Raw genomic sequence first — 19,981 nt, 5'->3', positions numbered from 1 at the left:
ATTATCATACGAGGAAATCCTTTTTGTAAAGAAGTTCTGCATTTAATAAAGCAGCTCCCGCCGCGCCTCGAATCGTATTGTGACTTAAGACGACATATTTCCAATCGAAAACCGGATCCGGTCTGAGACGACCTATTACCGTAGTCATTCCTTTGCCTGTATCCAGATCCAATCTAGGTTGCGGCCTGTCTTCTTCTTCCCTATAAAAGATCGGAGGATAAGGCGCCAAAGGAAGGCCTAACGTCTGAGGTTCGCCTGAAAATTCTTTCCAAGAGGAAAGGATTTCTTCTCGGGAAGGTTTCTTTTTGAACTTTACGGAAACACAAACCGTATGACCGTCGAAAACCGGAACACGATTGCAATGCGCCGAAATCGAAAAATCGGCGTGTAGAATTTTACCGTTTTCCACTTTACCGAGACATTTCAGAGGTTCGATCTCCGCCTTTTCCTCTTCTCCTCCGATATGCGGAACCACGTTTCCTAAAATATCCATCGTAGGAACACCCGGATAACCCGCGCCGCTGATCGCCTGCATGGAAAAGAGCATAACGGATTCGATTCCGAAACGATCCAAAAGAGGTTTGAGCGAAATCGTAACTCCCATAATCGTACAGTTCGAGTTGGTGATAATCTTACCTTTTGTTTTTTGAGAAGTTAAAACATCCAGATGGGAAGAATTCACTTCCGCGGAAAGAAGAGGAACCGTCGGATCCATTCTATGATTTTTAGAATTCGAAATGATATGAATACCGGCGTTCGCGTAATTCGTTTCCACTTCACCGGCGACGCTCGAGTCTAAACCGGAAAATGCTAATGCGACATCCTTTGTTTTTACAGGGTCCGGAGTTGTGATTACGATGTTCTTAGCGTAAGCGGGGATATCGGAAGAGATCTTCCATCTCGTCTTCATCACATCGCCGTAGGTTTTACCCGCGCTGTTCTCGGAAGCGCAGAGATGTGTAACCTCGAAGTAAGGATGATTCTCCAGCAATTGAATGAATCGCTGACCTACGGAACCGGTGGCGCCTAAAACGGCAACTTTGACCCTGCTCATAATTTAAATTAAACGGAAAAAACCCGCCCTCACGATTTGTGTTATTCGACCGAATACGGTTTGTTTATCAAGGTTTTAGAGGATTACGCCTTTGTCTTTCAGAAATTTTGACGAATTCCTCCGCATAAATCGAACTCATTTTCATCATACCCGGAAAAGTAAAATGATGATAGTCGCTGAAGTCCTGCATGGAAAGAGAATTTTTCAAATCGCTGAACGTAACCCCGTCTCCGGAAAGACCTTCCAAAAACAAAAGATGATCCCGGTACCAATTCGAGTTCCCGTACCAATCCAAACTGATCGGGTTTTCGGGATTGTTTACGATCCAGAGCGGGATTTTCTTTTCTTTTAAAAATCCGGTGAACTTTTCCAGATATTGAAAGTGAAGGACGGGAACAAATTTCTCGTCGCGAATTCTGAGTTTAGCGTCCTTAAGGGCGATTAAGTACCCGATCCCGGGACGCAGTGGATAATCGTCAAGCAGCCGAAAGTTAAAGTATTTAGAATATTCCAAATCGCTCATATCCATGTAACGAAGGTCTTCGAGCCTCTCCTCCCTCGTGTATTGCATACCGTTTCTCGGAACGTCCGTGCCGAAAGTCTGCTGCAATCGAACTCCGAGCCGGTCGTAATTCCAGTCCTTATTTTCCCCTTCCGCGTAATAGGGAATCCAGGTGTTGGAAAGTTCGGCGGCGATCGGTGACTCCGGATTTCCCAAAACGAAAGTTCCTTCCAAAAGAATTTTCTTCCAACCGGGTTCCGAAAAGGAAAACGTCCGAATCCTATTCTCTTTTTGGAATGTGATTTTAAGCGGTCCGGAAGAAAGAATTTCAGGTACGATCTGAACCAGAAAACCGTCCTTTTTCATTTCTTCCGTGAGCATAAAGGAGAACTTTTTTCCGGTCCAACCCAAAGAAGTCACTCGTTCCGGAATTTGTACGCCGTTATATCCGTGATAACTCGTGTTTCTTCCGTAACGATGATCGTAAAGAGATCTGAGATTCTTCCCAAAGACGTCCTTATATCGATAAAATCCGAAAAGATAGGCGGATATATATTCGCTCGTCCTCGCAAACCCTAGTTCGGAAAAAAACTCAAACGCGGTTTCCAAAGGAAATATAAAACGGGATTGAGGAGCCTCGAAAAAATCAAGCGCGTCCAAAAGAAGAATTTCCGGATCGATCGTTTCGTTTTTGTGGGAAGGATTCAAAGAATACGCACGATGTAATCTCCAATCGATAAAGTTGATCGGAAAAACGACAAAGTCGGGCTGCAGCTCCGCGATCTTTTTGCGGCAGAGCCAGGCGTCCAAAGGAGTCATTCCCGCATAGGAAAGAAATTCCACTTCCACGTTCTTTCCGGTTCTATCGAAAATTTCATTACGAAAGGATTCACGATCGAAAGAATAATGAGCGATGCTCGAACCCACGATCAGAATTCTAGGATGAAGTTTTTGTTTTTCCTTCAGCGCGAAGTATTCGTATAAAAAATTATAGAAGTGATTGGAGCTCCAAGGAGATTCGTTCGGAACCTTCCAAATCAAAACACGAAAGAAAAAAAAATCCAATCCGCACAAGATCAAGATCCCGAAGATCAAAAGAAGTCCGTTATTCATCCCGGCGATTTTAGGATTTACGTTTTCAGTTTGATTCAAAGTATAACGTCCTTTTTTCAAATGATTCCGAAGCTACAAATTCTTAGAATCGAAACCTCGTGTCCAGGAACTTCTTTTTAGCTTTACCCTTGACTCGAGTCGGTACAAAAAGGGAACGGGAACGATGCCGCTTTACGAAACAAGCTCGACCTCTTGACAAAATGTTGAAATACTCTCTCAGTCTGATCTTATTTTTTGTTTCCCTATTCTTTTCTATCGCTTTCAGTCCCGAAGAAATTTATCTCAACTCCGACATTCTTTATCTTCCAACTCTTGCCTTGGATGTGTTCGCGGACGAAGGAAATTTTCTTTCCTGGTCCTTCACTCCTTCTCCTTATTTTTTTCCGGACTTTCCGATCCTTTCCTTTCTTTTTTTAATTTTTGAAAACGCACAAAAGGCTCTGATTTGTTTTGCGTTTTTACAAACCATCGTGTGCGCCGTTTTGATGGAACGTTTCTGGATTTTTACAAGGGAAGAAAAAAAATCGAAAAGCCTTTCCGTAAAGGAAAAAAGGCTCGTGAAATCCTGGGTTTTACTTCTGATTTCGTTCCTGCTTTTGGCGGCGAAAAATTTTCAGACCCTTTATATCTTATTTCTGCCTTCCATCCATACGAGCGCGTTTTTGGTAACGTTGTATGTCTGGCCCCTCATCCATAAAACATTCCAAAAACGTAAAGTATGGTTTTTATCCGTTTGGATCGTTTTCACCGTCGCATCCGATCGAATCCTGTTCGTAGAGTTGATCGTTCCCGGAATTTTGGCGGGGTTCGTACAGTTGTCCAAGGACGGGTTCTTATTTCCCGATCAAACGAAAGTCGATTCGAAATGGAAACGTTTTTTACCGGAAAGTTCCAAAATTCTATTGGTCTGTGGAATTGCGGGCTTGATCCTACACGCCATTCTCAAATCCTTTTTGTTCATCGAAAGGCCGGGAAAAATTTCGGCGAATCTTTCATTGGCTCAAGCGGTAAAAGACGGAGCACGTTATATTACCGAAGTTCGGGTTTGGGTTCTTTCCGGATTTAAAGAAAACGTTCCCGTTTCCGCAATTTTCATTTTGATTCTGACAATCTCTCTGATTTTTAGTTTGGGAAGAATTCGAAAAACGAAATCGACTGCGTTTTTATTTTTCTTTTTTTCGATTCTTACTTTTGTCCCGATCCTTACCGGATCTTATATCGACGAGTACAGTCTACGTTATGCGTCACCGGCCTTGATTGCCGCTCCGTTCTTCCTTCTTTTTGTGGCCGGATTTCCAAAACGAACTTTGACGCTTGCGATTTTTCTTTTATTCCTTTTGCTCCTGTTCATAGGACAAAAAACGCCCGAAAACGTCGAAAATGCTTTTTTTCGGCTTTTCCGGACGATACCACAGGAAGCCCGATGTGTGGACGAAATTTCCCAAAAAACGCCTATATCGCTCGTCGTTTCCGACTTTTGGACCGCAAAAAGAATCCGAGTCTTTTCCAAAAAGAGAATTCCGTCGATCCACGTCGCGTATGGAACATTAGAAGGTTCTCATACGATTTCAAACCGAGAATGGTATCTCAAAAATTATCCCGGAACCGTCGCGGTTTTTACACGGGGTTTAGGAGAGGACCGTATCGGGGAAATATACGGAACGCCGTCCGGCAAAACGCGATGCGGAGAATCAAATATTTATTTCTACGAAGATTCCCGTAAAATCCTGGAAAAATTGCGCAAACCCTTTCAAAAAACGAAATAAAGAAACGGTTTTGTTTCCACGGTTAAAACCACACCTACGATAAAACCCAGAGCGCTCAAAAAAGCAAAAAGACTCCAGTGAAGGTTCTCCCTGAAACGGGAAAAAACTCCGGAAGATTCCTCCTTTTTCCCGATCCAAGTAGCCAGGATCATAAAAAAAAGAATCGTTAAAAAATGGCTCCGCATCGTATAAGTCGGTTGGGTCCCGTCACGAAACGAAAACAAGGCGCTTAAAAGTTCGATCGAACCCGAAAAAGTTTTTGAACGAAAAAAAATCCAAATCAAACAAATACAAAGAATTACGAAAATCTGATATAGAAATTTCAATCCTCGATTTAACCCTCGTTCCTTCCCGGAAAAACTCGTTGAATCCGAAAAACATCTTTCCAAAGCCAAAAAAATTCCGTGTATAAAACCCCAGATCACAAAGTTCCAACTCGCTCCGTGCCAAAGCCCGCCGAGAAACATCGTAATCAAAAGGTTTCGGTAGGTGATAAGACCGTTAATCCGATTTCCACCAAGAGGAATGTAAAGATAATCCCTCAGCCAACCGGAAAGAGAGATATGCCATCTTCTCCAAAAATCGGAGAAACTCGTAGCCGTATAAGGAAGCCTGAAATTCTCGGGTAAACGAATTCCCAGAAGAAGCGCGGAACCGATCGCTATATCCGTATAACCCGAAAAATCGCAATAAATCTGAATCGAATAAGAAATGACTCCCATCCACGCAAAAAGAGTCGAAACGGATTCCGGAAATTGATAAGCGAAATCGGAAATCACGGAAATTCGGTCCGCGATCACGGCCTTCTTCACAAAACCCAAAAGAATCAGCCAAATTCCTTCCCGAAGAGGAACGTTTTCCCAGTGAAACATATTCCGCAACGCTGGCAAAAGGATTCTCGCGGAAACGATCGGTCCCGCGACTAACTGCGGAAAAAAAGACAGGAATAGTGCGTAATGGAAAAAATTTTTTTCCGGTTGAATTCGCTCTCTATAAACATCGATCGAATAACTGAGCGATTGAAACGTATAAAACGAAATTCCGACCGGCAAAATCACCTTCAATGTCGGCGCTGAAATTTGCCAACCGAGAGAATGAAACAAAGCCAAAAACGAATCCGCAAAAAAATGAAAGTATTTAAAGAATCCGAGAACGGAGAGATTCCCCAATAACGAGAGAAAGAGAAGAGCTCTTCTTTTTGGAAGGTTTTTTTGTAAACCCAAAGCTCTTCCGACAGAATAATCCAAAGCCGTAGTAAAAAGGATCAAAACACCGAAACGATAGTCCCAGGAAAGATAGAAAAAATAACTGACCGAAAGTAAAAAATAGAGAACAAAAGATTGTTTCTTTGGATAAATCGCCGTTAAAGTCCATCGAACGCACCAGACGATTACAAAAAAAAGAAAGTATTGCGGAGTCGTAAAATTCATTAAGAGTTTGTCCTAAAACCTGAAAATGTGGGAACTCCTGCGTTTTTAAACGACTAGAAAAATTACGGAAAAGCCGAAAATCGTCAAAGAAACGGTTTCTGTGGGAACTCCTGCAAATTTTCCTCAGGTTTTGGGACAAACTCTTAATCGAAATTGTGTCCGAATCCAGAATTCCGGTAAAACGGAAATCCTCCAGCCGTTTTTCAATTCAACGAGTCCCTCAAATAGAAAAGAATCCGAGATCTATAGGGCAAAATGTCCAGCATTTATAGTTTTGTATTGGGATGAATTACTCACTTTACTACTACTGATCTCTATAAAATTGAGTACCGTCAATTTTCATCGCTAAACACTGTTTCAACACAAAACATTGGGTATTTTATTATATAGCTATGAGCAAGTGCATATAGGAATTTGCTGTTAGACGACTGTAAATCTCTATACTATAATCAGGTTACTTGATGAACAAAATCAGGAGTAAAACGGAGGAGTTCCCACATTTTCAGGTTTTAAGGCAGGTTCTAAATTCTTATGGGCTTGTCATTTTAGGAAAAAATGGAAGGATTCAAAATAGTGCTAATAATCCTTTAAATAGAGAAGCAAAACAATCACTATCCGCCGATTTTACGGCATTGAAAAAAATACACCAAGATTACTTAGCTTAAACCTCTAAAATTGGACTCGATGTAGTATGAATTTTCCAAACACCTTCACCAAAGTCAGTTTCAGAAACGATTTTGAATGGAAACTACTATTAACATGATTTCGGCCTAAGAAAGATTGGGTGAATAGGAAACTTGGTGTAACGACTCCTGGGCTGGGCGTCGTCGATCCATAAAAAGGCGCTACTGAGTTGATCACCGTAGCAAGTTGTTGCAAACTTCATAGTAAAAATGGCTTCAATTTGAGCGATTCTTAAGAGAAAAAACTCAACAGAATATTGAAAATTCACATTCGGAATTTCTGCTACTATCACTCTCACATTTATTATATTGAACTAACGTTATTAGGAAAGTAACCTAAAATTTATTGAGATGAATTCATCTTCATTTTACAGCAAATTTTCAATCATAAATTAATCATTTTATTTAATCTAAAATATATGATTAATAGTAATCTTTTTAATTTAGTATTGTTATTCCTTAAAAACCAACATACGTTTATAAACACTGATTAGTTATTTTAAGCACTGCAATTCAACCCAAACGCAACTAGGCGAAAAGTAACAATCGGTCACAAATTACAGGCTCGCATGAGCTCCGAAAAATAGGGATGCTAAATGCTTGTGTTATACTTTAAAATACCCGTCCTTAACTACGAAAACGTGGGAACTCCTGCGGAAGTTATGAAATTTAGAGGCTTGTACTGAAACTTGCATTCTCTCGAAGCTTTGTCCATGGGAGGCGATCTATCCAACAAATGTAAGTTTTACGCAGGGAGGTAGGCCTGTCGCTATAGATTATTTTTAAGCAAAATAAATTACATAGGGTCACGCAAATGCAAATTCGAGAAAGTTGTACGACAATTTTGATCATATTAAATTCAAATTAATGGATTAAATATGATCAAAATTAAACTATCCACTTATTTTTAACCCCGCAATTTGGACAAATTGCTGAAATTTCAGCTTTTACTCTTCGTCCTTTTGGAGTTTCTACTTTTCCAATTGCAATAAATTCAAAATCGGCACCTTCCGGGACATAATGACCCGCTCCGTATTTTGCAGAGCCCTCTATCATATAAGAACAGGCGTGGCACTTAACCCGCAATTTAATTACTTCAGCCATAATGTTAATCCTATTCTTGAGGTTGAGACAAGTTTCGCAATTCTTTTCCTGCCATTTTTACGTTAGCAAGAATTCTTCCTGCACATGACAAAGTGGCATAACCAGCGCTGTGGTCGTAATTTTCGGATTCAAATCCCTACGCTGTTTGGGCTTTTTTTCCGTCACCAAACCCCGCAGTTTTCTTTTGCCTTCTGCCCTAATTTCGGCAGAAGCGAAATGCTTTCTATAGATTTATGCCTTTTTGAAGAGTGACCCATTAAGGCGGAAGGCTCGATTTTAGCACTATTGAGCAACGGATCTGCAATATAAGATTCGAATCTGGATAAACGAAGAATGGTATGACTAAAAAAGTTTGAGGTTACGGAAAAGTTTTGAACAATTTGTTTTTGTATTGACCAATTTTAATCATTTCTTTCGGAGAGCGATAAATTACCCAAAGCAGGCCTCGCCTTGAATGAGAATACAAGCAGAAAAGAATTGGCGTTCGGAATTTACTTGAAAGCGGCCAAACAATTTCAAGAAAAGACGTCGATATACAAACATGCCTAAAATTGAGCATTTATTTATTTGCCGACAATTTGCCTAAGCCCTCTCGGAATGCCGCCTACTGCCCGATTCAGGTCGTCCGTTGACAACTTATCGGCACTTAAGAATTTTATCTTTTTTCCTGTCTAACCCACAGGAAAATTTTAACGTTTTGAGGCTTTTTTGGCTGTTTCTTTCTTAGGAGGTGTTTTTACAGAATCACCAATTGGGAGAGCTTGTTTTTCCGAAGATTTTGAGTTAGCTGGCGTATCAAAATTCGTATCAATCCCCTGCTTTTTATTTCTTTTTACCATGTATATAAAATGTCGGATGTACTGACCATAAGGTTCAGGTAACGTTTTTGGGTCAAAATCCAGCGGGTTATCGAGAAGTGATTTTACAACTACTTGGCTTAAGTCTTCTTTGCTAGTCATCATGATCGTTTCGAGGCGCCTACAAATCTCGTAATCGTTGATTTCAAGAGACATCTTTTTCATTGCGTTCAGCAATTTTTGAAAAGAAGATCGTTTCACTTTGGAAGCCATGAACAAAGATTTTCAACCGCGGGCTGAAAAACAAACAAAATTAGAATTTTATCCAACGACGAATTCTCTCTACAGAAGAATCGATTGAAATAACGTGAGTTCGGTTTAAACCGATGCGAAAGCGATTGAAGCGAGATCAACAAATTGGAATGACGAAAGAAAACCGTTTTTCGAGTGATCGATCAATTTGTTGATCAGAGCAGAAAGCGCGGTCCGGCCTTCCCAAGGCCGGATTCGCCCAAACTTTCTCCACGAATTATCGAATTCATGTTAAATAGAAAGGGCAACTTTTGAATTCCAACCATTTCTACGATTTCAATTGTTTTTAACGATGTTGATTTACTTCCCAGTTTACTACGTAGCCAAAAGAGAATTCCATTCGTCGTTTTTCCCGGGTTGAGTAAATTGACACCGCTCACCCGAAGACCAGGTAAAATCTCTTTCCCCTTATTCTTCCCCGTGCCTACCACACCGGCAATGATCCCTTTTTCGAGATTTTTTGTTAACGCGGACCGGAGTTCCGACCTTCTCACAGAATTTGGGATGGAATAAGGATGAGATTCTTTCCAATTTTGCGAGAATCGGCTTATCGGAATCGGCTCTATTCTTTCCTTTAAATTTACGACCCATTCCATTTGTTGAAAATGATTATCGAAAAATACCGACAACAAATAGGAATCCGAGCCAAACAAAAATGATAACGATAGAACCAAAAGACTGATCCTGTCGGAAGTTAAACTCCGACTTACAATAGAGTCATTTTTCACTTTCAGAACTTCAAAATTTTCCGGAGATGAAACGGGATTTGTTTTTATTAGAATCGATTTTTGGATTCGAGAAGGAAAATCTTGTGAAACTACCAAGGAAGATAAAAAGGCGCCAGGATTTAAATTGGAATTTTGAAAATTAAAATTAGAATGCGGATCGTGAAAAGTTATAACGAAATCCCGTAACTCAAAAGATAAAACTTTTTTTCGAATCGAATCCGTTCGATGAGTTTTTGTTCCGACAACCGCCTTCGAATCTAAAACAAAAAAATCGTCCTGGTCCAAAATCGAAACGTTATCAAAAACAGGAATCGACAAAACTCGATCTACTTCAGTTTGATGAACTATAATTTCCGAAACTTCTAAAACTTCATTTTCAGAAGCCGACAACGCATCGAGACCACCGAATATCAAAAATCCAGTAAGCAAAAATCGTGCCAAAAATGTTGTCTCAGTTCGAAAATACATAGCAATTTTCTATAATTTGTCTGTTTTTCAAGAAAATGGAAGCTTTTTTTCTACTTTCCGGAGTTTTTTAGGAGAATTTTCAAGCGCTCTTACGAAAAAGCCGCTTCACTCTCAACTTCCATTCCCAGAGAATAATCCCTTTTTCTTCCTCTTCGGCCCGGTCTTGCTCTTTTTCAAGCAGCGCATAACACATACTCGCGATCTCTGGGCCAAAGTTTTTTTCGAGCTCTACTTCAAACTCGTGAATTTTCATCTCAAGAATCAACTCCGCGAGACGAAAACCCTCATCTAAGTTGAGAAGTTTTTGTTTGACTTGTTTCAATTCGTCTTTTTCAAACTCGTTTCGAATCATAACCGCAAAAAAAGTTCGAATAAAGGAAACCTCTTCCGGTTTTAACTGAAAATCCAGAAGGAGTTGTTTTACTTTTTCAAGATCCATTCTTCTCAAATGAATCCGAGCCAAAAAGACCGGATTTCCGGAATGAATATTTAAATTTCCGGAATCCATAATGTCGGCGGCTCGCACTTTATTGAAATCTACAATTCCGGATTCCTTACCCTGGTTCGTTTCGACTGGAGCCTCGACGGGTTTATGAGCGACCACTTTTTTACGAACGATCAACATATTCAGGGACGGAAACCGAATTTTCAAAGTGATTAAATCTTGGCGAGGATAGGATTCGTCTAAAACCAGATGATGCATTTCCACACCCTCTTCTCTGGACCGAATTAAATCTTCGCTGTTTTGAAAATGATATACAACTACCGGAAGAACGTCACAATCACTTCCACTGTTCAAAAAAATAGTCCGAACTTCATTTCCCGAATTGGAATGCTGATAAGGAATAACGAGTTTGCCTTGTTTTACGTTTACGAAACTCAATTCGCCGAGACGAAAATGAGAAAGATTAAATTGCGATCCCAAAAAAACGATTCTAGGAACTGCAACGACGATCGAATTATTTTTCGAACCTCTAGGAACCTCGGGCCCTTTCTGGGTGAAAACGACATACGTCATTTTTGCGAGACGGACTTTTACTAAAAATCCGCTGGGAGTTTTTCGTTCTTCGTAAAGAGAATCAAGATCCACTTTTAACCAATCTCCAATTGTTTGAGTTTATACTGCAAAGATCCCCTGGAAATTCCAAGGGCACGGGCCATTCGAATCTGATTCCCACCGAACAATTTTTGAGCCAGAAGAATTTTCTGCCTCTCCACCGCCTCCACCGCCCTTCGGAGATCAAGATCCTCAGAATCTGGAATTGTCAAAATCCGATCCCGGATTTTTTTCCGGTCCGGAATTCCGATCTCCGAACCGGAAGAACTCAAAATAGATTCATCTAAAAGATTGCGCAAGCCGGAAAGATTATTCTCAAAATTCATTTTTAGAATCTTTTGTAGATTTTCTTCCGACAAACGGAGATCCTCGCGACCTATGGACTCTTTCAAATCATCCAAAATCAGTCTAATTAAAGAATTTTTTTGAGAAGAATTAAGCATATCTAAACTAGGAATAACAATCGTTCTTTGGAGGAGAAATTCTCGAAACGGCCTGAAAATTTCGTTCGGCTCTACTCCCTCAGTTTCCGTAAAAACTAGACGAAAATCTCCGGAGCCCTCGGAAAGAATTTTGAAAAAGAACTTTTGCTGAACTGAAGTGAATTTTTCCGCACCCTCGATCAAAATCGTGCCTGAATCGGTCATCCGAATCCACTCGTCCAAAGACTTCTCTAATTTAGAGATCTGCTCGGGCAAAAAACCAATAACTAAAATCCCTTTTTCGGGGCTCAAATTTCGATGCAGCCATTTACCTAAGGTTTTTTTTCCGGAACCGGCAGGACCGGAAATTCGGACCCAAGAATTTTTACCAATGAGCCAATCCGATAAAGATTGAACGCCACAAATTTCGGCCAAAAATTCTCCAATGCCTTCCTTTTTAAAGGAATCGACGCGAGCTGAAGAAGAATGAGCCTGTAAAACGGCAAAACCAGGACGGGGATTTTCCGAGATTTTCTTTGTGAGCAAGGTCCAAAGTGCAAGGATTGCGTCGGAAGGTTTTACCAAAAATTCTACCAGAAAAAACCCTTCCAAAAAAGAGTCCCCTCGAATCCCGCCGACCAAACAACCGATGGCCTCCGGATGAAAAAGATCAGATTCGATGGAGGAAAACCAAAGGGGAGAAAAATCGGAATTAAGAAAAAGTTTGTCTAAATTTCCGGTAGCCCTAGATAAAAAGGAATAGAAAAAGCCGTCTTCGTCATAACCGAAATTAGCAACCTCTTCTAAGGTTTCACCTCGGTCAAAACTCAAAGTTAAAACACCACAGACTCCGTTAGAAATACGAACCCACTCCTCCAGAGCATTTGAAAAAGCGTCCCTTTTGAATTTAAGGGAAGGCTGCTCAGTAAAAAAAAGATTCAATAAAGAGGGATGCACAAAAGAAAGATGTTTAAAATTAAGCATCCTGTCAACCAAGTACAGATGTGGATGTCGGACGTCCGACAGTAATCTTTGGTCGGGACAATTTTTCAGGAAAAAATAACAATTTTGGATAAATGATTGAAGATAGGAAACCTTCGCTCTATCTGGGAACGAGATCAAAAGTAAACAATCTCGTTTGATTTTTGAATGCAAAATTTCCACGAATCAAAATCCGGTATAGATAAGGATTCAATGTCGGATGTCCGACAATAGAGTATAAGGTAGAATTCATGATAGTTGTATCCATAGCAAACCAAAAAGGCGGAGAAGGGAAAACGACGACTTCTCTCAATTTATCCATGGGGCTTGCGCGAAGAGGGAAAAAAACCCTACTCGTTGACATAGATCCTCAGGCAAATTCCACCGGCATTTTTACGAATCCGGAAAGCGTAGAGAAGTCGATGCATGGAGTTTTCAACTCGAGAATGACGATCAAAGAAATCATGATAGAGACGAGACAAACCGATCTATTTTTGGCTCCTTCTAAAATGAACCTTGCAGAAGTGGAAACTCTCTCCGGAAGCTCCGTAGATGCGCCTTATATCCTAAGAGATTCACTCCAAGGAGTTGATGGAATCGACTTTTGCATCATCGACTGCCCGCCCAGCTTGTCTATCTTTACGATCAATGCGCTCGTCGGATCCAACTATGTGATCATTCCTCTTCAGGCTGAAAAATTTTCCGTAGATGGAATCGTAGGACTTCAGCAAACGATAACAAGTATCAAAAAAAGAATCAACCCAAACCTCGAAATCTTAGGCGCCTTAGTAACACAACTCAAACCCCAGACTCTTTTGACAAAAACCATCATACCTGTTTTAACAAAATACTTCCGCATCTTCGAAACAAGCATCTCCGACGGGGTTGCAGTTGGAGAATCTCACCTTGCTAAAAAATCCGTATTCGAATACAACAAAACCAGCAAACAGGCTCAAGAATATGAAGGGTTTATAGAGGAGTTTTTGAATGAGCTCAAAAAGTAAACGACTTGGCTCTCTCGCCGATGTTTTCCAGGCTGAAAAATTAGAAGGAACCGTTAGGAAAATTCGACTCGATAAAATTCTCCCGTCGGAAAACCAGCCCAGGCAGGATCGAAAAAAAGGAGTTGAGGATCTCGCAAGAAGTTTAGAAAAAGACGGACTTCTTCAGTCCATCATTGTCACAAAACAAAATCCCGAAGACGAAAACTATAGAATTGTAGCCGGAGAAAGAAGATACCACGCTGCAAAACAGCTCGGATGGACGGAAATAGAATGTAAAATTTTAGACCGGGACGAAAAAGAAACCTTTCGACTCGCAATCATAGAAAACCTTCAAAGAGAAAACTTATCCCCTTATGAAGAAGTGGAAGCAATGTCGCACTTAAAGACGAGCTTCAAATATACGGATCAAGAGTTAGGAAATCTTTTTGGAAAAAGCAGAAGCTACATGACGGAACTTCTCGGAATCTCAGGTCTGAGTAAAGAAGAACTAAGGTCCTGTAAAGAGGCAGGTGTCGAAAGTAAAAATCTATTAATCCAAGCCGTCTCCGCATCGCGAAAAGGAACCTTTTCTGAATTCTTAAATTTGTTCCAGACGGGCACACTCAAAACCGTAAAAGACGCAAAATCTTTTAACCGGGAAGAAGAAAACTTATTTACCCCTAAAATTACTGGTATCATCAACCCGAAAATTCCAAATTCGAAATCAACGGAATATAAGATTACAAAAAAACAAGGTTTGATCCAGATCAGTTCCGACAACGAAGCGCTGTTAGTCGAAATTTTAAAACTGATCAAAAAAGAAATTCGTAAAAAATTCGAATCCATATAATTTTTCCATATGTCGCTTAATAATTTTATTAAGCGACATTTAAAAAGTACAAACATGTACTTAGCAAAAGAAATTTTCAAAAACAATGGGAAGAAGTTCAATTGGATTGACAAACCCTGAGCTGGATTGTTTAATGTGACATAATATAGTAAACGGAAATATAGTACTCAGCTCAAATCATAAAGGATTGAGGCCGAAGGCATATTATCTGATCCGGACGAAAAAAATCCCCTGGCTAACCAGGGGCCGGATTCTCCCGAGGGAATGTTGTTGGATGAGACATAATGATACTTATGTCGGATAATGTCAACTCTCTTCGGAATTTTTGCTTAAAATTAATGTACTTTCCTAAAAGGAGGGTCCCGAAAGAAAAATGGGTGAGCATTATCCCTACATCAAGTTCTTCGCAGATATCATCGAATCGGGTGTCTGGGCCAACCTTTCTTCGGCCGCAAAAACGCTCTACCTCGTGCTGCTTAAATTTAGTGATCAGCACTTTAAGCCCGTATGGCCTAGTACGGAAATGCTACTAAAACTAACAGGTTTTAAAACTAAAAAATCAATCATACAAGGAAAAAGGGACTTGATCCAAGCGGGCTTGCTTCAAGTCACACCGGGAACGGGACATACGAGCTCCCGGTATTATTTTTGCTTCAACTACCAAGGATCCAAAATTCCACCGCAGGGGTATATTTTTGGACACCCTGGAGGTGGAGAAACGGGCATCCCGGGGGTGTCGGGAGGGCGACCTCAGGGGTCTGGAGAAGGAGCCCCAAACCATATAAATATAACCATTACCAATAATCAAAACCAAGAACTAGAAAAGAAAAAAGCGCACTTAAATATAAAAGGTTTAGAAGAAAAATACGGCACGTCAATTGTGTCCGAAGCTCTTACCATCGCCAAAGTAAGAGGAATGGAAGCAAATTTAAGATATGTGCAAGGAATCTGTAAAAATCTAATACGCACAAACGTGCCGGAATTTAATCAAAGCGAGAAAGACACATTTCTAAAAGACAATACTTGGAAAGGATTTCTGCTTTGGACAAAAGACCGATTGACTCGATCGAGTATCGAACAATTGGAAAGAGTTAAGGTAGAGCCGGACGGGAGGACACTTTGTGTTTTGGATCCGGTACCAGAGTCCTTGCGAATGATCATAGCAAAGTACTTCACAGAGGAAATCCGTCCTCCGATATTGGTTATATTTTCCCCAAAAAACGAAGAAAACCGAACTACATCCGTAAAATATTAAAAAAAGAGAACCAGGACAAATCTTGAATGAACTCTGAATCAATTCGAATCAGCCACCCCGATTTGATCAAAATCCGCGAAATCAAATCTACGGGAACATACGATTTAAAGGAAGGAAAATTACTCCGATATTCCGAAACCAAAAGCTCGCCGGGAATTTCAGCACTCACACTCCACTTTGAAGATATTTCCAGCCTCAATCAAATTCGACTTTATTCGAATTCACAAGAAGCGGCCTTTTTCCCGGAAACCTTTCGATTTGAGATTTCCATGGACGGAATCGTTTGGGAGCCGATTTTACAAGAGACCGGATTTAAGCGTTTGAATCAAAAAACGGGACAATGGAATTTCTCTTTGGTTCAGGCAAAATTTTTGAAATTGATCGGCCAAGTGTCGGAGAAAGACGGCTCCGGAAAATATAAAATTTCTTTAGGTCAACTAGAGGTCGGAATTTCAGGAATTGTTAAGATCGAGGTGAGCACGGAACAGGATCGTTTTTGGGTGAAAGAAAATTTGATCGACCAACGACCCGACTATGGTTGGTCATCTAAGGAAGTTTCAAAACCCGGAGAAGAATTCTTTCTAATCGATTTGGGATCCATCAGTCGCGTGAATGAGTTGCGACTTTTGACTCCGAAACTCGAACCGACCTTTTTTCCGGAAAGTTTTACCGTTTATTACAGCGAAGACGATTTATCCTGGAATCAATTGTTGGAAGAGAATCAATTTTTATCCGAACCGGGCGTTTGGTATCAGTGGAGATTTTTGCCGACAAACGTGCGTTATCTGAAGCTCGTCGCTCGTCAAAAAGAGAAAAAAAATCAGGAATTCTATCAATCAAAGATCGTAGAGTTGGAATTGTATGCGACTCCGCATTTGAGCGATTTGACGAATAAGCCGACTGCTGACCCCCTTCCCTATGCGACGGTTTTAAGATCTGGGCTGGTGCGATTATCCGTGGACGGAGAAAATTCGGAAGGGGTCGCTGTTCAATCCAACGATCGACGACTCAGAGACGCATCTACCGAATACAAAGGAATTGTGGAGCTCGCCGGAGACGGAGAAGAAAAAGAAGGAGTTGTCGTCCAGGGAAACGATAAACGCCTAAAACATGCGACGGAACTCGCCCACGGACTCGTTCGCCTGGCATCCAATGGCGAAAATCGGGCAGAACGAGCGGTCCAGGGAAACGATGACCGTTTGCGAACAGCTACGGTGTCAAGCCACGGAATTGTGGAACTCGCCGAGAATGGAGAAACAAAAGAAGGCGTAGTCGTTCAAGGAAACGACGAACGATTGAAAATTGCCACGACGAAAAAATACGGGCTTGCGATTCTTTCCGAGCCGGGCGCATCCGAACCGGGAAAGGCCGTAACCGCAGACGACCCTCGGATCAAAAAAGCAAATACGGAATTTCCCGGAATCGTTCGTTTTGCAAGAAGCGGAGAAGAATCTTCGGAAGCCGCCGTTCAGGGAAATGATAAACGCCTAAAAATCGCCACAACGGAAACTTACGGAATCATTCAGTTGGCTCAATCGGGAGAAACAAAAGAAGGCGTAGTCGTTCAAGGAAACGATAAACGACTTCGTAACGCCACCACATCGTATCCAGGCATTGTGGAAATTGCAACACTCGGTAGCGCTACGCCTGGAAAGATCGTTTCTGCGGATGATCCAAGGTTATCCGACAAAAGAGATCCGAAGCCGCATAAGCACGATTACGCGCCTTTGGATCACGATTTCAGTTCTCATACCGGTTTTCTGAAAGTAAAAGGAAATACGGAGGCGGCCTATGCAAATATCTCCCCTCCTCCGGAAAACCACTCTCCCATTTACGGAAAAAATGAAAGTGAAAAAGGCGCCGGGATCGTGGGTGCGGCTCGTAACACGGGCCTTATCGGTTACGGAGAAAAATTCGGAGTTCGAGGGGATTCTTCTTCCGGAGACAAGGACGGCGCCGGTGTTATCGGTCTCGCCAAACGAGGGTTTGGTGGAATTTTTCATTCCAGATCAGGCGTTGCCCTTTTGGCTACGGGAAAAGGAATTCCCTCTTTTGGGGAAGTTGGATCAGGTAAGGCATTCCTTGCGGAGGGAGAATCCGAATTTTCCGGAACTGTTCGAATTTCGACGGGAAAAAATGCGGACTGTATCGCAAGATTTTTTTCCGTTAATCCCTCCGACGTGATTTCGGAAGGGGATATTTTGGTGATGGGAGAAGACGGAAGATTGCAGAAGGCGAAGGCGGCTAACGCAACTCATACGATTGGAGTTGCCGTAAAATCGGCGGCACTTCTTTTTGGCGATCAAGCTCCTTCCGACGGAACTCATTGGCTGGTCGCCGTCTCCGGAGTTGTGACTGTAAATGCGGACGCATCCGCTTATCCGATTCAACCGGGGAGTTTGCTCGTGACCGGTTTGACCGGAGGACACGCTGTTCGAATTTCGGCGGAATCTTTGCGTCCCGGGTGTCTTTTTGGAAAAGCGTTGACCCCTCTCCGCGGCGGACGAGGACAAATCCAAATTCTTCTCTGCTTTCAATGATCAGGAGTTTATGAAAAAAATATCTGAAATTTACGGCGCTGCAAAGGGGCCGGTGTATTCGTTTGAATTCTTCCCTCCGAAAACTCCGGAAGGAGATTTGAAGTTAATGGAAACGGTGAAGGAATTATCTCGTCTCGATCCGGATTTTGTCACGGTAACCTACGGCGCCGGAGGTTCGACAAGAGATAAAACCGTACAGATCTTATCCGAGATTTCGAAGAACTATTCTTTGCCTACGGTTTCTCATTTTACTTGTGTCGGAGCGGATCGAGGTCAAATTCTGGAAACTCTAAAAGGAATTCGTTCTTCCGGAATCGTAAATTTGATGGCTCTTCGCGGAGATCCTCCGAAGGGAGAAGGAGAGTTTAAAAAACCCGAAGGCGGTTTCGGAAACGCGACGGAACTCGTCTCCTTCATTCGTTCCGAAAAATTGGACTTTTGTATCGGGGGCGGTTGTTATCCCGAAAAACATCCCAATGCAAAAACTCTCGAAGAAGACGTGAGAAATCTAAAATGGAAGGTGGACGCGGGGACGGACTTTTTGGTGTCTCAACTTTTCTTTGTGAATTCTATTTTTGAAAATTTTTTGAACTTGGTGAGAAAGGTCGGAATTAACGTCCCTGTGATTCCTGGGATTATGCCGATCACTTCTTTTTCTCAGATCGAACGGTTCCATTCTATAGCCGGTTGCGAGTTCCCCTCTTCTCTCATCGAGGATTTGCAAGAGGTCGAACATCGTCCCGAAGAATTTTACAGGAGAAGTTTAAACTTTTCCGTAAAACAGTGCAGGGAACTGCTTGCGATGGGAGTTCCGGGAATCCATCTTTATACTTTGAATCAATCTCATGCGAGTTACGACATTGTGAGGGAGCTGAAGGGCGGCTCTCTTTAAGTTTTGAGTATGTGGCGCGGCTTTTTACTTGCAAAAAGTATGATTTTCTGATATTAGAACAAATTTTTTTCCTTTCCGGGCGGTAGGAAACCGGCTTCCACGCCTTTTTGATAAAGAGTAAAAATCGCATCTCTGCCTTCGGAACCGAGCGATCGAGTGAATTCGTTCACGTAAAGGCCGATATGTGCGTCGACGACTTCTCGGGTGGTATCTTGGGAATGTTTGAGGATATATTCGTAAGTCGTTTCTCGATTTTCGGTTGCAAGATCGAGACTTAACTTCAGGGAAGAATCAAAATTCTCCCTCCACTTCTCTTCGAGATCTCTTCGAAACGCGATGGCGCCTAACGGAATGTGTTTGCCGGTCGTTTCTTCCCACCATTCTCCTAAGTCTTGAAATTTGGAAAGACCTTGCCTTTCGTAAGTGAATCTTTCTTCGTGAATCAAAACTCCGAAGTCGGATTCTCCGGACAAAAGAAGAGGAATGATTTTATCGTATCGAACGGCGGTTGTTTGAAAATCGTTCTTTAGGAAAATTTTTAAAAGAAGATTGGCCGTCGTCAATTCTCCCGGAATGAGAATTTTTTTTCCTTTGGGGTTCCCGGGATTTTTTCCTTTTTTGTAAACGAGAAGCGGTCCGCAATTTCTTCCGAGCGCCGAACCCGAATCCAAAATGGAATATCGATCCATCACCGAAAAATACGCGGCAAAGGAAAGTTTTGTGGCCTGGTATTTTCCTTGGAACGCGGCTCGATTCAATTCTTCCACATCGTGAAGTTCTTCCCGAACTCGAAATCGTTCCGCGGCCTTGCCGTGCACAAGATGATAAAACAAAAACGTATCGTTGGGACAGGGGGAATATGCTAAACTGAATTCCATCGTTTTTCTTAGTCGTTTCGCTGAACGGTCGAACAAGGAGGAAATCCTTGTCGGCCCGGGGATCGACTTAAGATCAGTTTTATCCTTCCCCAAAAAAAGAAAACCTATTCTTGTAATTCATTATTCAGAACTCGCCGGTTGGAATTCCGACAAGTTTAAAGTCTGT

At 41.7% G+C, this 19,981-nt stretch carries 15 protein-coding genes; 7 read left to right on the top strand and 8 right to left on the bottom strand.

The genetic code is table 11. The features are described from left to right. Positions 1-4: 4 nt before the first annotated feature. Positions 5-1,054, bottom strand: a complete 1,050-nt coding sequence (gene asd / locus LEP1GSC194_RS03680) for an aspartate-semialdehyde dehydrogenase (RefSeq protein ID WP_020772372.1) — start codon at positions 1,052-1,054, stop codon at positions 5-7. 67 nt (positions 1,055-1,121) lie between these two features. Then, complete coding sequence (locus LEP1GSC194_RS03675) at positions 1,122-2,669, bottom strand: hypothetical protein (RefSeq protein ID WP_231384527.1); 1,548 nt, start codon at positions 2,667-2,669, stop codon at positions 1,122-1,124. Between the two features lie 200 nt (positions 2,670-2,869). Between LEP1GSC194_RS03675 and LEP1GSC194_RS03670 the strand changes: the two genes are divergently transcribed. Further along, positions 2,870-4,435 carry a hypothetical protein gene (locus LEP1GSC194_RS03670; protein WP_020772401.1) on the top strand — a complete coding sequence of 522 codons (1,566 nt, stop codon included), beginning with the start codon at positions 2,870-2,872 and terminating at the stop codon, positions 4,433-4,435. Here the strand turns inward: LEP1GSC194_RS03670 and LEP1GSC194_RS03665 are convergent. After that, on the bottom strand, positions 4,420-5,865 hold the full coding sequence (locus LEP1GSC194_RS03665; RefSeq protein ID WP_020772516.1) for an MBOAT family O-acyltransferase: 1,446 nt from the start codon (positions 5,863-5,865) through the stop codon (positions 4,420-4,422). The genes LEP1GSC194_RS03670 and LEP1GSC194_RS03665 overlap by 16 nt on opposite strands. A gap of 461 nt (positions 5,866-6,326) precedes the next feature. Between LEP1GSC194_RS03665 and LEP1GSC194_RS22860 the strand changes: the two genes are divergently transcribed. After that, positions 6,327-6,530: a hypothetical protein gene (locus LEP1GSC194_RS22860; RefSeq protein WP_021064746.1), complete on the top strand. Its 204-nt coding sequence runs from the start codon at positions 6,327-6,329 to the stop codon at positions 6,528-6,530. Positions 6,531-7,436: 906 nt separating this feature from the next. On the opposite strand, the gene LEP1GSC194_RS03660 is transcribed toward LEP1GSC194_RS22860, so the two are convergent. The 4 genes from LEP1GSC194_RS03660 to LEP1GSC194_RS03640 form a co-directional block, all read right to left on the bottom strand. Next, positions 7,437-7,652, bottom strand: a complete 216-nt coding sequence (locus LEP1GSC194_RS03660) for a hypothetical protein (RefSeq protein WP_017808387.1) — start codon at positions 7,650-7,652, stop codon at positions 7,437-7,439. A gap of 689 nt (positions 7,653-8,341) precedes the next feature. Further along, positions 8,342-8,722: a phosphatidylinositol phospholipase gene (locus LEP1GSC194_RS03655; RefSeq protein ID WP_021064748.1), complete on the bottom strand. Its 381-nt coding sequence runs from the start codon at positions 8,720-8,722 to the stop codon at positions 8,342-8,344. A 1,314-nt stretch (positions 8,723-10,036) separates the two neighbouring features. After that, entirely contained in the window at positions 10,037-11,047 is a 1,011-nt protein-coding gene (locus LEP1GSC194_RS03645) for a hypothetical protein (RefSeq protein ID WP_020772486.1), read from the bottom strand. 2 nt (positions 11,048-11,049) lie between these two features. Further along, a complete protein-coding gene (locus LEP1GSC194_RS03640; RefSeq protein ID WP_020772517.1) occupies positions 11,050-12,420 on the bottom strand; it encodes a helix-turn-helix domain-containing protein in 1,371 nt (456 codons plus the stop codon). 248 nt (positions 12,421-12,668) lie between these two features. On the opposite strand from LEP1GSC194_RS03640, the gene LEP1GSC194_RS03635 reads away from it, so the two are divergent. The 5 genes from LEP1GSC194_RS03635 to metF all read left to right on the top strand — a co-directional run bounded on the left by LEP1GSC194_RS03635 (position 12,669) and on the right by metF (position 18,937). Then, entirely contained in the window at positions 12,669-13,421 is a 753-nt protein-coding gene (locus tag LEP1GSC194_RS03635) for a ParA family protein (RefSeq protein ID WP_020772454.1), read from the top strand. Next, a complete protein-coding gene (locus LEP1GSC194_RS03630) occupies positions 13,405-14,250 on the top strand; it encodes a ParB/RepB/Spo0J family partition protein (RefSeq protein WP_020772513.1) in 846 nt (281 codons plus the stop codon). Before LEP1GSC194_RS03635 ends, LEP1GSC194_RS03630 begins: the two co-directional genes overlap by 17 nt. A gap of 373 nt (positions 14,251-14,623) precedes the next feature. Next, on the top strand, positions 14,624-15,505 hold the full coding sequence (locus LEP1GSC194_RS03625; protein WP_020772411.1) for a helix-turn-helix domain-containing protein: 882 nt from the start codon (positions 14,624-14,626) through the stop codon (positions 15,503-15,505). Positions 15,506-15,531: 26 nt separating this feature from the next. Then, positions 15,532-18,045 (top strand): discoidin domain-containing protein, encoded by a 2,514-nt coding sequence (locus LEP1GSC194_RS03620; protein ID WP_020772537.1) that lies wholly within the window; start codon positions 15,532-15,534, stop codon positions 18,043-18,045. Between the two features lie 10 nt (positions 18,046-18,055). Further along, positions 18,056-18,937 carry a methylenetetrahydrofolate reductase [NAD(P)H] gene (gene metF / locus LEP1GSC194_RS03615; RefSeq protein ID WP_020772368.1) on the top strand — a complete coding sequence of 294 codons (882 nt, stop codon included), beginning with the start codon at positions 18,056-18,058 and terminating at the stop codon, positions 18,935-18,937. Between the two features lie 53 nt (positions 18,938-18,990). Here metF and LEP1GSC194_RS03610 read toward each other — a convergent pair whose 3' ends face one another. After that, positions 18,991-19,815: a 1,4-dihydroxy-6-naphthoate synthase gene (locus LEP1GSC194_RS03610; RefSeq protein WP_021064753.1), complete on the bottom strand. Its 825-nt coding sequence runs from the start codon at positions 19,813-19,815 to the stop codon at positions 18,991-18,993. Positions 19,816-19,981 lie beyond the last annotated feature (166 nt).

Origin of the sequence: Leptospira alstonii serovar Sichuan str. 79601 (assembly GCF_000347175.1) — a bacterium.
Classification (GTDB): domain Bacteria; phylum Spirochaetota; class Leptospiria; order Leptospirales; family Leptospiraceae; genus Leptospira; species Leptospira alstonii.
Note: the sequence above shows the minus strand (reverse complement) of the source record. Positions and strands in the feature narration are given on the sequence as shown.